We start from the raw sequence: 13,674 nt of genomic DNA, 5'->3' as shown, positions 1-13,674 counted from the left end.
GTGTCTGCCGCCATATTGCTGCGTTGCCGTTGTACTTCATGCGTTTCCACATAAAGCATGAGGACATACAGTTTCAGAATGTGGTGAAAATGAGCATATGAGGGGCTGTTAGATTGGTGTGAGACTTTGTTAGGAATACGGTGGTTACAATGTCGCCCTGTGTCGTAGACATCTGATTAGCGGTTACGGGACCTGCCTCATGTTGGGAGAATCGTATGTTGGTGATGGAGCGGATCCAGGCTGAAATTGAAGAGCATCCATTGGTGTTATTCATGAAAGGGACGCTTGAATTTCCGATGTGTGGTTATTCCAGCAGAGCGACACAGGCGTTGCTTGCTGCTGGCGCTCGTCATTTGCATATTGTGAACGTGCTTGCCGAAGCAGAGATTCGTGCCAATTTGCCACGCTTCTCCAATTGGCTGACTTTCCCGCAGCTGTTCATTCATGGAGAATTGATCGGTGGCTGCGAGATCATCTTGGAGCTGTTTGAATCTGGCGATCTGAAGCGTATTCTCAGCGAGGCTGATTAGGCTTGAGTGCATATGTGTTGTAGCAAACCGTACTGAAAGGTTGCCTGGTGTGGGCAGCGGGTGTGAATGGAGGTTACAGCGCACATCTGGGCCGCAGGCCCCACAGTGATCTTACTCATGTGGTGATTACCGTTGTTGCAGTGGTGTCAGGCCGTGCCCCATTTTGATTGTTTCCATATCCGTTGGAGTATCAAGCGAGGCATTTCCAGACGGCGGTGCCACACCGATGCAGACTTGGTTGGGCGGCTTGTGTAAGTCACGGTATCCTGCGCAGCAGGATGTGCTTTCTTGGTCGAACTGGCCTATTCACCGGCATCCGTGTGCAAGGAGCCTCCAAACCTGAGCGCACGGTGACGGTTCGGTAAAGATTGCAGCGTCCACAAACTGACAGCGTGTGTGGTCTTATGGGTGACGTCTCAGAGGGTGAGTTCAGCGTATTGGGGCAGATTGCGGCCATCTAGGCACAATAGGCCTGTTGGACTCGTCCTGGGTGTCTGTAGACAGCCCAGATCAGTGATTGTATCGAAGTCCCAATGCGTACCGTATTGAGCACATAGGGTGTTGTTGCCGTGAATGGTGGGTGCCAAGGTTGATCCTGCCGAATAGGCATCGGCCTGTCTTGCATTATTCAGTGTTTTTATCGAGTGTTTTACACCGTCGAGTGATCTGGAGTTCCATCCCATGACGATTATGTCTGCTGCGTTGTTACTGTTCCTGATTCTTGACCCATTGGGCAACATCCCGGTGTTTCTCAGCGTACTCAAACCATTGCCTGCCCAACGGCAACGCGTGGTACTGGCGCGTGAATTGCTGATTGCGCTGATGGTACTCATGGGTTTCCTATGGGGGGGCAAATACGTCTTGGAGTTGATGCATTTGCGACAGGAGTCGGTATCGATTGCCGGAGGCATCGTCTTATTCCTCATTGGTATCCGGATGATCTTTCCTCGGCCAGAAGGATTGATGGGGGAAATCCCTGAGGGAGAGCCTTTTATCGTGCCATTAGCAATCCCATTGGTTGCTGGTCCATCGGGCATGGCTGCAGTGATGCTGATGGGGAGCAACGAGCCGGCCCGGTTGTGGGATTGGAACTGTGCGTTGTTGCTGGCTTGGGGCGGAGCAGCAGCGATCTTATTTTCTGCGACGTTCTTGTACAAACTGTTGGGCCATCGTGTGTTGACAGCATTGGAGCGCTTAATGGGAATGTTGTTGGTGGCAATCTCGGTGCAAATGTTTATGGACGGAATCAGCACATACCTCAAAGCGTCAATGCATTGATAGCCGCTGCCTTATGTCAGCAGACAATGGAGGCTTGAGGTAACGTGATCGCTTCCGACGGTACAGCGTCATTGATCCACTAAATGCCATTGATGCGTTTTGCAATGATTATCCCAGAAGAAAAACAGCGATGACGTGCCGCTCGGGGGCAGCGTCGTGGTGTCTTGGTGTTCTTATTAATATAGATGGTGTTTTTTGCGTGAGCACGCGAAGTAATGTGCGGTGTGTTGCCCAGTGATGTTATGTCGAAAATCGTTATATACCTCATTGGTCACATGTGACGATTGTCCAAAGGTTTCTACGATGGGTACTGGAATCTCAGTGTTGTTCAACCATAGAACAATCGTTTTGAACGCAGATCAAGATTCGCCTATTGAATGAAAAACGCAGCATCACAAAGGCGATGCCCCTATGGCACTCAATTGCAGTTGATCGCTTTGATTTGTATAAGGACTGCACATATCCCATATCGAATATCAGTAGATCTTGCGGTAGATTTCGATACTATTTTTTCAAGCGCATACATTTTATTTGTCACAGCTTCTATCGTTTAAGACTCGCGCTTACGACAGCTACTCCCGCTTCTATTTATTAATGCAGAGGTATCAGGTTTCAATTGAAGTGTGCTCATTGGAGGCGCTCTGCTTGAAACCACCACCGATACAGTTCAACTCAGCTTCGTTCAGCGCGCGTATCTTGTTTGAGGAAATTTCGTGTGTGGGTTCTTTGGTCATTAACTTGATTGCCGCAGTAATGCGTTGTGATGTGCTTTATTGACTGCCGATCACTGCTGCTGCGCGATGGCTAATATGGAATCACCAGATGCATCAAATCTGCTTCATGTTGAGTGATTGATGGTTGAAATTTCATGCTGTGTTGTGGCAGACCGCTGATGAAATCATGCTGCTTTGTTTGATAAAAATGCCTCAAAACAAATTCAACAAACCAACGCGGTGTCAATGGTGCTGACACTGGAATGCGGCATCCCGTGACATCACCTAATGTCAGATGACTTTTGGGATGCGCCCCATCAACGTAAATACCTTCGCGCGCATCAAAATCAAAACGTAATGGGAATGGAACAATTCTACGTTCCACAATCTCCATAAACAGCGCATCGCAAACGTATGTGTCCGGGTCATCTTGGAAGGTCCGTAGATGTGGCGCAGGGTAAAACCCAAGCCGATGTTGGAGCAGGCTGTCGTTTTCGAGGCGGTACATCATTTGAAGCAGTGCCCCATCAATAAGCCTCATGTTGTATGAGCGCTTATCTGCGAGTGCGCTATATATTTTCGTGTATTCGATATCACGTAGTGCAATGGAAAGATGCTGCGCACCGCTGAAGCTAATCTCTGTTTTACCCCCAGAACATCGAATCGCAGAGAAGTTTGAATCGTCACACACGCCTTGTTCAATTAATTTAGAAATCAGTCAATCCATATCTTTTTTGATGCATTGTGGAGTCAGCCTCATGAGGCGTTATCCCCAAGGAATTTTCTGAGTGTCTCCAGACTCGCTGCATCAAGATCTTCCAAATGCAGTTCGCCACTCTCCAGATCATGTAAAAGATCAGCAAGCTGACTCTTGCGTTGCTTAAGACGCTGCCGCGCTTGTGGAGACATATCACGGTGCACAATGCGCAGACTGCTCAATAACTCCTCATCGGGATAGGTGAACTCCAAGACAAAGTGGCGCTGCTTTAACGCATTGAATTCATCAACCAACTCCTGCATTTGGGGGCCATAACCGATGACCCGAACCCAGGCTTTACTGCGTGTCATCGCGGTAAAAAGACAATTACGCAGATTGGCAAGCCCTGAGCCGGAACCGTTACAGTGCTGCGCATTGATGACATACACCATGCCGGCTTCATTCCCCTTGGCACGGTAAATCCCAGTGAACGTTACGGAGCGAGTATCGGTTCGGAAAAAGACGTCCGCATCGGTATCGACACCTGCTAAATGCGCCTGAATCCCTGCTTCAAAAAGCGATTTACGGATGAAACCTGTACTTTGACGGGCCGTTAGAGAATCTGGGTGAATCACCATGATGTCATCATGGCGAAGCTCGTCTTCTGCGAGATTTTTCTGAATCTGTTGCAGCAGCCAGGCATCTTGCTGAAACTCATCCTCGAATGGGATGAACTGGACGATGTCATTAATATCCGAATGATCTTCCAGGAATATTGGACTTGTTTCTGGAGTGCGCTCAAGTGCAACAGGCTGGCCTTTAGCCAATTGCCCATGCTTCACGGTGTAGCCAATTTCTTCCCATAACATTGGATCGTTGAACATCTGCACCAAGCCAGTTGATTTAGCTTGCGGCGCGTTACGGTACATCCCAAAACCAAGACTATGCGCCGACACTAATACCGGGCGGGAGTTTCGATAGCATTTCTGCAAGATTAAATCCCGTCTCTCATCGTCGCCAAAGGTGGCCAGTGGTTTTACCGTTTCATCCTTGCCAAAAATCTCTTCCGGCGGTGGCAGCGATGTTCCTGAGAGACTTTGCAGCTCGTCGTAGGCGTACACCAAGCGTTTTTCTGGCGTCAGCATGGCGTAGCACAGCTTCAGAAAACTGGGTGGCAGGTCCTGTGCTTCATCTAAAAGAATGACATCGTAGAGACCTGCGGCATCAGCAGCATCTTCTAATGCATTGCGACATGCGCCATTGAAGGCATTTTCCTCGTTTACGAATGTAAAAGAGGCTCTCCTAAAGTCGAAAAACGTCGCTCCCGTCGCACAGCAATATTCATAGTAAAGGCCATCTCTCGCCGCTCCGCCGGGTGCCCCCCAGGCATTGATGACCCGAATCTTGGTCCAGTCTGGTTCTTCACCACTCTGCTCAATACAAAAATTGGTGATGAGCCGCTGGAACTGGGCTTTGAGGGAACGCGTATTAAAGGTGACAGCGATCCGCCAATCCGGATACTGGGTGTGCAGATAAGCGGCTTTAAGTGCCAAGACAATGGTTTTTCCAGAACCTGCCAGCCCTCTGATGCGCTGCACGCCTTCCACTGTTTCAAGGACGGCTTTGTGTTGCCGATGATCCAGCGTGGCAATGGAATCTTCCAGACGCTTGAGCTTGGCCCCCCGGGAGTCTGAGCGTTGTACTTCACGCTTGGAGCGGCTTTTTCTAATGCTGCTGAGGCTTTCTATTGCAGACAGCGTCATTCTGTAGAGAGTATCGCTGCCCTGCGTCCAATCCAGTGCATTGAGTGCAGCGCCAAGGCCGTGTTCATTGACGAGTGGATAATCCGTAATCGCGACAGCCTCAACATTGCCAATGGCTGGAGCAAATGAAATCACCGACAACGGCACCTGTCATTGACGTCCTTTGACCAGTTCCCGATGTAACCTCAAGCGTGCTTCCATCTTGTTTGCTAAATCATCCTGACGTTCTGCATAGTCTTTGGCATCCGTCCCTTCGATTAAATCGAATAACACAATGCCTGTGGAGGGGCTGACCAAGGTGGCATCAATGGAGTATTTGCCATCTGGTGTGGCAATCAAGGGATAGCCGATGAAGACTTCACCGCAGATGCCCTGCAAGAGGGTGAGCGCTTGCTGCAAGAGGTCGGTGGCAACCGGTTTGTTATTGACACCACGGGTAATGTTCAATTGTTCAGTCATGATTGTTAGTCCTCATGGACGCTGCCTGAAAAGACCGGCGTAGCGTGGTGCGGGGGCAGCGAGAGCGGCAAGTAAAAACTGCATCTTTTAGATAGGCCGGTATCGGAAACGGGTGTCGAGGTCTTGGATGTGCTGATGATCCAGGGTGGGTTGAGAGGTACGGAACTGGCCGTGGGTAGCGATGGTGAGTCATGCGGCTTGCATCTGTGATGTTCCGAAGTTGCGCGTGATGTTGACCAGGCGGAACCCAGAAATACGCGCTGGCTTGCTGTGCTGCTCAACTTTGGTCGATGCGTAATGGGTGTCGTGCTTTGGGAAGACAAACGAATCTCCATGCAGTGTTCTGAGAAACCAAGAAACCCGGGTTGCTGATCTATGCGGGGCGGTGTTGCAGCCTTGTTCTTGTCTTGTGCTTGTATCGGGTGCTAGCCATGTGTCCTGTTGTGTCCCCAAGAGAGCTGCTTGGAATAGGGGATGGCGGCTGTCTGGAGAGACGGCAGCTGTATTGTGGATGATTGTGGGGTTTTTTCGGCATTCTTTCTGGGTGTGTTTGTTGGCGAGTGATTGTGCGGTTTTTCTGATCGTGGTGTCTGTTCTGCACCGTTGTTTGGATGTGGTGCGGTCTCGTATTGAATTTAAAGCGTGACTCTTGGGCAAGCTCAGACGCCTGCGCTGCTTTGTAAGGGTGCTGTGGACATGAGCGCTGTGAGCCATGCGAGAGGGCGTTATTTCGAATGCTTGAGGACAGGTGTTTCCGTAGTGTTGTTGCCGAGATGGGTTTGGTTGGGTGAGACACGTCGGTTGCAGTGGGGGTCTCTCAAGCGCATCAGACGGAGCAATATTGCCGGTCGTCGGTGTGATCTGGGCCACGTTGCGAGGGTCATGCAGTGGATCCATTAGAAATGTCCGATTGCAGCGCTTGTGGCTGTTATCAAGTGTGCAAGGAGTGTTTCATAGAAGGCATGGCTAGGTGCAGCCTGCATCAATGGACACTGAAACAGCAAAGACGCTCCCAGGAGGTCAATATTCGGTTTGGTGAGGTGCATTGCCTGGGGCTAATGTTGTTCGTGGCTAAGCGTAAGGAGGACGCAGGTGTGGGGCGAGGAGGGCGTAGTGCTACCGCAGAGGCATCGGTACGCCTGGTGTTGGCTTAGATGTGTTTGATCGTGTGGTTGCTGTCTCAAACCTGTGTCGCGTTGGTGCAGATCACATTGCCGGGTAGTTTCACATCAAGTACTGGATTGCTGTGACAGAGGATGGCCGTGTTCTTGGTGATGGGGACATCGTGGTTGCGTAGTCGTGTTGTGGCGGTGCCGTGGGGTGTTACGCGGAGTGAGTGGCAGTGGGGGTGTCCAATGATTCGTAGTGTCGTGGCTGACATAGTTAATGTGTGTGCTGTTGCGGTGAGAGTAGTCATTCTCACGATGTTGCAGGGGCACGATGGGTGGCTGTTTTTACGCAAGAAAATGCCATGTTCCCCCTCCAGAGGGCGGCGTTACTACATGGGTTGTTGCTTTTGCTGTTGAGGTTGTTGCGGTTGTAGAGGTGTTTAGGTTGTCAGGTGCTGTAAGTGTGGTAGTGCTGCATTGATGTGATCCCAGGGGAAAAGCGGTCCGGGGTCATGTTTGCGTGGAACCAGTTGCGTGGGGTCGTTGCTGGCCGGGACGTGTTCGGTGTCCAGTGTGTCGTGGCCGGCGATGCTGTTGAGTGCCGGTAGTGTGTGTGTCAGCCACGTCAGCAGTGCGATCAGGGCTTGGATCTGGGCTGCTGGATAGGGTTCGTCCATTGTTTGATGGCGGGTGTCTAGCCAATGGGGGTAGCGGCCACGGTTCACGAGTTCGATGCCTAGGGTGTGTGCGTTTTGGTTGCGGACGTGGTGTGCGATTCGTTCTGGGGGCACGTATTGTTCAATGTGTCCGTTGCGATCGATATAGTAATGGCCGCTGTCGCCGGTGCCGCTCGGATAGAGCACGCGCTCGCTATAGGTGCGTGCTGTTGCTAAGTCGGGGAGTTCGGTGCAATGAATGACTGCCAGGGTGATGGTGTCCAGTGGCCGTAGTTGTAGTGCGGTGACGTAGGGCAGAGGGTGTCGCTGAATGGGGGGTAGGGGGCGGGCATTGGCCGATGCTACCACCGCTGCGGTGCGTTGCCTCTATGTGGTGCGTTGCCTCTATATTGCTTGTCTGGGGTGCTTGGTGCTGCCGTGTATGTATGGTGTGATGGGCACTGTTTAGTTTGCTGGGTGTACACGGTGTGTGGCTTCGGTGGCCTGAGTGTGTTTGTGGTGGTGGGATAGGTGTTGTTGACGTTGTGGAGGAACGATGAGTCGAGGGCATTGCATTCTGTCGCATGGTTTTGAGAGTAGTCCGGATGCGAACAAAGTCACTGCGTTGGCGGAGGTCGCTGAGCGCTTGGGGTGGAGTCATGTGCGTCCTGACTATAGTGATCTGGATGCACGGCGGGAGGTCAGTCTGTTGGGTGATGTGCCGGGGCGCTTGGAGCGTTTGCTGGCTTTGGCGCGTGATGCTGTTACGCGTGGTCCAGTGGTGTTGGCGGGATCTAGTCTCGGTGCTTATATATCGGGACGGGTGTCGTTGCAGGTGCCTGTTCGCGGTCTGTTTTTGATGGTGCCGCCGATATGTATCTCTCAGATGCCGGCGTTGGATGCGGCGTCAGTGCCGATTTCAATTGTGCATGCTTGGCGTGATGAGCTGATTCCTGCTGTGGAGGTGATCGCTTGGGCACAGGCGCGTGCAGCGCGGTTGTTGGTGGTGGACGATACGCATCGTTTGGGGCATCACGTTGATGCTGCGGCCCAGGCGTTTGCGGCATTGCTTGCGACGCTGTAGACGTTTTAATGGTGTGATCGGGGACAGACGGTGTGCGATTGGGCCGTTTCTGTTTTTTCTGTGGGCAGTCACGTGATGGTGATGTTGTTCTGGTGTTTTTTAGGATGGTGTGCGGTCGCTGGTTAGGGCGCATGTTGCGTTGTCTCGGGTATTGATTGTGGTTGGGGTTGCTGGATCCAAGGATTGCTTTTGTCTGGTTCTGGGTGTGTTGATGTCGTGTTTGAAGTGGTCCTGACAAGAGTGCTGGTAAAGCGTGGCGTGATGGCCCAACACGGCGCTCCGTGTGGTGGCTTCTGTTGCTGTTTTCCCCATCGTGGCAGGTGTGAGGTGCTGGTTTCCGGTTTGGGTTGATGATGTGAGATTTTTTGTTTCCTGCGCTAAAGGTTTGGAATATCTGTTGGTTGATGAAGTGTTGGCGCTTGGTGCCGCTGGGGCTACGGCGACAGTGGCCGGTGTCAATGTGGAAGGTGGGTTGTGCGATGCGCAGCGTCTGGTGCTGTGGTCGCGTTTGGCCAGCCGTGTGTTGTGGCCGTTGGCGGCGTTCGCATGTGCGGATGAGGATGCGTTATATGCGGGTGTTGCGGCGTTGCCGTGGGTGGAGCATGTTTTGCCGGGCCAGACGTTGGCGGTGGATGCGCACGTTTCCGGGGAGGCGATCACTCATGCGCGTTACGCTGCACAGCGTGTGAAGGATGCGGTGGTCGATACGTTGCGTGATGCTGGTGTGGTGCGGCCATCGGTTGATGTGGAGCACCCAGATGTACGTTTGAATTTGTCGCTCCGCAAGGGGCGTGCGACGTTGTCGGTGGATCTGGGTGGTCGGGCGCTGCATCACCGTGGTTGGCGTCAGGCACCGCATGCGGCGTCATTGAAGGAGCATTTGGCGGCTGCGGTGTTGTTGCGTGCCGGCTGGGCCAAGGTCTATGCCGAAGGTGGGGGGCTGCTCGATCCGATGTGTGGCAGTGGCACGCTCTTGATTGAGGGGGCGTTGATGGTGGCCGATGTGGCACCTGGGTTGTCGCGTTATGCCGATCCTGATGCGATGTCTCATGTGTCGGTAGCAGAGCGTCCGGTGTTGTTGCCGAGTCGTTGGCGTGGTTTTGATGTCGTGGCGTGGGAAGCCTTAGTGGTTGATGCGCAGCAGCGTGCCAGGCGAGGGTTGGCGGAGTTGCGTCCGGTGTTGCACGGCAGTGACATTGATCCTCGGGCACTTGGTGCTGCGTTTGCGAATGCGCGGGCGGCGGGTGTTCAAGATGCGATTGAGTTTGTTGTTGCCGGTATTGATGTGCTGCCGGCGGTGTCTGAGCCTCACGGTGTGGTGGTGTGTAACGCGCCCTATGATGTGCGTTTGGCGGCCGATCCGGGGTTGTATCGGCATTTGGGGGATGCGTTACGGCGTGTGGTCCCGCGCTGGCGGGCCGCGCTAGTGTGTGGCAGTAGTACGTTGGCATTTGCAACGGGGTTGCGGGCTGATAAGAAGTATCAGTTTTTCAACGGTGCGTTGGAATGTGTGTTGATTGTCTGTGATCCGGTGGTGCCGTTAGCGCGTGAGGCAGGGGGAGCACAGGCGTTGAGTGAGGGGGCGCAGATGGCTGCTAATCGTCTGCGCAAGAATGTGCAGCGCTTGAAGAAGTGGCGTATCCGGGCGGGGGTGGAGTGTTACCGGGTTTACGATGCTGATTTGCCGGAGTATGCGGCTGCGATTGATGTGTATCAGGAGGTGGATGGTGCGCGGCGGTTATTCCTGCATGTGCAGGAGTATGCGGCGCCGGCGTCGATTCCTGAGGGGGATGTGCGGCGGAGGCGTCATGAGTTGCTTGCTGCGGTACGCGCGGTGTTTGATGTGTCGGTGGCTCAGGTGGCTTTAAAAACGCGGCAGCGCGGTAAGGGGGGGAGTCAGTACGGTTGTTTTGCGCAGCGTGGGGAGTTTTTTCATGTGTGTGAGCATGGTGCGTTGTTGCGTGTGAATTTGTTTGATTATCTGGATACGGGGTTGTTTCTTGATCATCGTCCTTTGCGCGGGCGCATGGCGCGTGAGGCGGTGGGTAAGCGTTTTCTAAATGTGTTCTGTTACACGGGTGTGGCGAGTGTGGAGGCAGCAGTGGCTGGTGCTGCGGCGACAACCAGTGTGGATTTGTCATCCACGTATTTGCATTGGTGTACGGATAATTTTGCGTTGAATGGGCAAGGTGGGGTGAGGCATCGTTTGGTGCAGGCGGATGCGTTGGCTTGGTTGGAGGCGGAGCGTGGTCAATACGATGTCATTTTTTGTGATCCGCCGACGTTTTCGAATTCGGCGCGCGCTGATGATTTTGATGTGCAACGCGATCATGTGCGTTTGCTGCGTGCGGCTGTTGCGCGGTTGACCCCTGGTGGGGTGCTTTACTTTTCCAATAATTTCCGCCGTTTCCGTTTGGACGTGGATGCGGTTGCTGCGTTTGCGCAGTGTGAGGAAATCAGCCCGGTGACGATTGATTTAGATTTTTCGCGCAATACGAGGATCCATCGTACGTGGCTGTTGTGGCGGTAGTGGGGTGTTTGCAGGGAGTTGTTGGGGTGTTTCTCTGGAGGTAATCGGCAGTGTTGCGCTGTACGGTTGCGGTGGTAGGGCCGTTAGGGGCAATGGTGGGTGTGATGGTTTCAGGTTGCGATGTGTGTTTTTTTAAGTTGAGAAGGGGTTGGGTGAGGGTGCTTTCTCAAGCTGAGGAGGTGATGTTGCGGTCTGTCTGTATGGTGTTGGTAGTAGGTAGTCACCAGGGTACTGGTGGCTGTTATGTCATTGTTGGTCTATTGGGTGTGTGGCTGGCCATGTGGACGCTATGCAGTGGGATGGCTGGTTTGCTCAAAGGGGTGGGGAGGAGGTGGGGCAGGAATGTTTGTGGGGTTATCTCCGGTTTCTGTTCAGTCAGTGTCTGTGCATGGTGGTGTTGTTAGGCAAGGTTGTTGAATGAAGTTCCAGTGAGGTTTCAGGCTGGTGTTATGGGGCGTTGCTCAGTCGTGCGAGTTCTTCGGCTTGGTGTTCTTGTCGTAGTCGGTCGATCAGGGGGTCTAGGTCGCCTTCGATGATGTTGGGAAGGTCGTAGAGTGTCAGGTTTTCGACACGGTGATCGGTGATCCGGCCTTGGGGAAAGTTGTAGGTGCGGATACGTTGGCTGCGGTCGCCGCTGCCGACTTGCAGTTTACGTTTCATTGCTTCGGCTGTGGCCTGTTGGCTGCGTTGGCTTTCGATCAGTTGTGCTTTGAGCCGTTTCATTGCTTTGTCGCGGTTGGCGTGTTGGCTGCGTTCGGTTTGGGATTCGACGACGACGCCGGTTGGGAGATGGGTGATGCGGATTGCCGATTCGGTTTTGTTGACGTGTTGGCCGCCGGCACCGGAGGAGCGGAATGTGTCGATCTTGAGGTCAGCGGGGTTGATCGAGATGTCTGCGATTTCGTCGGCTTCTGGAATAATCGCGACGGTGGCTGCTGAAGTATGGATGCGTCCCTGGGATTCGGTTGCGGGCACGCGTTGTACGCGGTGTGTGCCGGATTCAAATTTAAGTCGGGAGTAGGCGCCGCGTCCGACAATGCGCGCTATGATTTCTTTATAGCCGCCATGTTCGCCGGGAGTATCTGATTCCACTTCGACTTTCCAGCGCTGGCGTTCGGCGTAGCGGGTGTACATCCGGAAGAGGTTGCCGGCAAAGATTGCAGCTTCGTCGCCACCAGTGCCGGCGCGTACTTCCAGGAATAGGTTGCATTCGTCTCGGGGGTCTTGAGGAATCAGGAGTCGCTGAAGTTGTTCGTCAAGTGTGGTCAGGTGTGCTTGGGCTATGGCGATTTCTTGTTCGGCAAGTTCGCGCATTTCAGGGTCGGTGCGTAGTGTTTCAGCGGCGGCTAGATCGGCTTTGGTACGGGTTTCTTCGGCCAGTGTGGTCGCAATCGGTGCGAGTTGCGCCAATTCGCGGGAGTATGTACGGAATCTGTCGGTGTCAGAGGCGATTTTGGGATCAGAGAGCAAGCGTTCGAGTTCTTCATGGCGCTCGGCGAGTGCTTCCAGTTTACGACGCAGGGTCGGTTTCATCGGTTTTCACAATCGTTGTCTGAAGGGTGGGGTGGTGGTAGCCGGGTTTCTCTGGAAAGAGTTGTTCTGCTGCACGAACTAGCTCGGTGTTGTTGGCGAGTGCGGCTTCGCGCAGTGCGGCAGTTGGAGGGTGTAACAGGCGGTTTGTCAGGCCATGGGCAAGTTGTTCCAGGACTTCTTCGGCGGGACGGCCGTTTGCTAGTTGTCGCCGTGCGCGTGTCAGCAGTTCATCCCGGGTCGTTGTGCCGAAGGTGCGTAGGCGCCGTAGTGGGGCTTGGTGTGCCTGCGCTTGAAGTGTATCCATGTAGCGTTTGACTTGTAATTCAATGATGGCCTCAGCGGTTTCGGCTGCTTCGCGCCGGCTGTGCCGGTTTTCTTCCACGGCGCGCTCCAGGTCGTCAATGGTGTATAGGTAGGCGTCGGTGAGTGTTCCTACTTCGGTCTCGATATCGCGTGGTATTGCTAGGTCAAATAGCAGTATGGGTTTTCGTTTTCGGATGTGTAGTGCGCTTTCGACGTTGGATTGGGTGACTATAGGGGTAGGTGCGGCAGTGGCCGAGAAGATGATGTCGGCTTCGGCAAGGTGGAGGTTTAGTTCGGTCAGGGGGAGTGCGTAGCCACCATGCTGGCTGGCCAGCATCTGCGCTTTGGCGTGGGTGCGGTTGGCAATTAACAGGCGTTGTACTCGTCCTTCGCTCAGGTGTTTGGCTGCCAGTTGGATGGTCTCGCCGGCGCCGATGAGCAATACGGTCGATTCGTTCAGCGGGGAGAAGGCGTCTTGTGCTAGTCGCACTGCGGTTGAGGCTATTGAGACTGGGTTGGTGCCAATCCGTGTATTTGTGCGTGCGTGCTTGGCGACGGAGAAGCTATGTTGGAATAGCCGGTCAAGTGTGTTGCCAAGGGTGCCGTGGGTGCGTGCCATGGACCAGGAATCCTTGACTTGGCCGAGGATTTGTGACTCCCCGAGGACCATTGAGTCTAGGCCTGTGGCGACTCTGAATAGGTGCCTGACTGCCGCTGCGTCGCGATATTGATATAAGTGGTTTTGTAATCCTGGTCTGTGTTGTTCGAGCCAGTTCAGCAGCATTTGCGCATTTGTGGTCTCGGCGTATAACTCGGTACGGTTGCAGGTGGATAGCAGTGCGGCTTCGTTCACATTGGGGAGGTTGCGCAGTGAATCAAGTGCGCGTGGCAATGCATCACCGACGAAAGAGGCCCGTTCGCGTAGCTCCATTGGCGCAGTTTGATGGTTCAGTCCGAGTACCCACAACGTCATCGTTCAGTTACTTGCTATAAGCTGCTTGTTATTCATGTCCTCCATT

14 protein-coding genes are annotated in these 13,674 nt (G+C 53.5%); 5 read left to right on the top strand and 9 right to left on the bottom strand.

Translation table 11 applies throughout. The features are described 5' to 3' along the window. The first annotated feature begins 215 nt into the window (after positions 1-215). Complete coding sequence (gene grxD / locus F7G16_RS11140; protein ID WP_004087414.1) at positions 216-530, top strand: Grx4 family monothiol glutaredoxin; 315 nt, start codon at positions 216-218, stop codon at positions 528-530. A 416-nt stretch (positions 531-946) separates the two neighbouring features. Here the strand turns inward: grxD and F7G16_RS12035 are convergent, their stop codons facing one another. Next, positions 947-1,117, bottom strand: coding sequence for a hypothetical protein (locus F7G16_RS12035; protein ID WP_155115086.1), 171 nt, complete (start codon positions 1,115-1,117; stop codon positions 947-949). A 94-nt stretch (positions 1,118-1,211) separates the two neighbouring features. On the opposite strand from F7G16_RS12035, the gene F7G16_RS11130 reads away from it, so the two are divergent. Further along, positions 1,212-1,808, top strand: coding sequence for a YhgN family NAAT transporter (locus F7G16_RS11130; protein WP_004087412.1), 597 nt, complete (start codon positions 1,212-1,214; stop codon positions 1,806-1,808). 605 nt (positions 1,809-2,413) lie between these two features. Here the strand turns inward: F7G16_RS11130 and F7G16_RS12610 are convergent. The 5 genes from F7G16_RS12610 to F7G16_RS11110 all read right to left on the bottom strand — a co-directional run bounded on the left by F7G16_RS12610 (position 2,414) and on the right by F7G16_RS11110 (position 6,337). Further along, positions 2,414-2,542, bottom strand: a complete 129-nt coding sequence (locus tag F7G16_RS12610) for a hypothetical protein (RefSeq protein ID WP_014607512.1) — start codon at positions 2,540-2,542, stop codon at positions 2,414-2,416. A gap of 70 nt (positions 2,543-2,612) precedes the next feature. Continuing rightward, positions 2,613-3,212 (bottom strand): DUF2290 domain-containing protein, encoded by a 600-nt coding sequence (locus F7G16_RS11125; RefSeq protein WP_011098335.1) that lies wholly within the window; start codon positions 3,210-3,212, stop codon positions 2,613-2,615. A 65-nt stretch (positions 3,213-3,277) separates the two neighbouring features. Continuing rightward, the gene (locus F7G16_RS11120) at positions 3,278-5,116 is read right to left on the bottom strand and encodes a DEAD/DEAH box helicase (protein ID WP_228446155.1); all 1,839 of its coding nucleotides are present in this window, start codon (positions 5,114-5,116) and stop codon (positions 3,278-3,280) included. Positions 5,117-5,131: 15 nt separating this feature from the next. Next, complete coding sequence (locus F7G16_RS12420) at positions 5,132-5,440, bottom strand: hypothetical protein (protein ID WP_004087408.1); 309 nt, start codon at positions 5,438-5,440, stop codon at positions 5,132-5,134. A 189-nt stretch (positions 5,441-5,629) separates the two neighbouring features. Continuing rightward, on the bottom strand, positions 5,630-6,337 hold the full coding sequence (locus F7G16_RS11110) for a hypothetical protein (RefSeq protein WP_004087407.1): 708 nt from the start codon (positions 6,335-6,337) through the stop codon (positions 5,630-5,632). 65 nt (positions 6,338-6,402) lie between these two features. On the opposite strand from F7G16_RS11110, the gene F7G16_RS11105 reads away from it, so the two are divergent. After that, positions 6,403-6,594 (top strand): hypothetical protein, encoded by a 192-nt coding sequence (locus tag F7G16_RS11105; RefSeq protein ID WP_004087406.1) that lies wholly within the window; start codon positions 6,403-6,405, stop codon positions 6,592-6,594. A 395-nt stretch (positions 6,595-6,989) separates the two neighbouring features. Here F7G16_RS11105 and F7G16_RS11095 read toward each other — a convergent pair whose 3' ends face one another. Further along, positions 6,990-7,574 (bottom strand): N-acetylmuramoyl-L-alanine amidase, encoded by a 585-nt coding sequence (locus F7G16_RS11095; protein WP_167405118.1) that lies wholly within the window; start codon positions 7,572-7,574, stop codon positions 6,990-6,992. Positions 7,575-7,761: 187 nt separating this feature from the next. Between F7G16_RS11095 and F7G16_RS11090 the strand changes: the two genes are divergently transcribed. Continuing rightward, entirely contained in the window at positions 7,762-8,289 is a 528-nt protein-coding gene (locus F7G16_RS11090) for an alpha/beta hydrolase (protein WP_011098331.1), read from the top strand. Between the two features lie 355 nt (positions 8,290-8,644). Further along, positions 8,645-10,819, top strand: a complete 2,175-nt coding sequence (gene rlmKL / locus F7G16_RS11085; protein WP_011098330.1) for a bifunctional 23S rRNA (guanine(2069)-N(7))-methyltransferase RlmK/23S rRNA (guanine(2445)-N(2))-methyltransferase RlmL — start codon at positions 8,645-8,647, stop codon at positions 10,817-10,819. Positions 10,820-11,266: 447 nt separating this feature from the next. On the opposite strand, the gene prfA is transcribed toward rlmKL, so the two are convergent. Both prfA and hemA read right to left on the bottom strand, forming a co-directional pair. Continuing rightward, on the bottom strand, positions 11,267-12,352 hold the full coding sequence (prfA, locus tag F7G16_RS11080) for a peptide chain release factor 1 (protein WP_038233245.1): 1,086 nt from the start codon (positions 12,350-12,352) through the stop codon (positions 11,267-11,269). Next, on the bottom strand, positions 12,330-13,628 hold the full coding sequence (gene hemA / locus F7G16_RS11075; protein ID WP_004087400.1) for a glutamyl-tRNA reductase: 1,299 nt from the start codon (positions 13,626-13,628) through the stop codon (positions 12,330-12,332). Before hemA ends, prfA begins: the two co-directional genes overlap by 23 nt. Positions 13,629-13,674: the final 46 nt, after the last annotated feature.

This window comes from Xylella fastidiosa (genome assembly GCF_011801475.1).
Lineage (GTDB): Bacteria > Pseudomonadota > Gammaproteobacteria > Xanthomonadales > Xanthomonadaceae > Xylella > Xylella fastidiosa.
The sequence above is the reverse complement of the archived record's forward strand: the minus strand, read 5'-3'. Positions and strand labels throughout refer to the sequence as shown.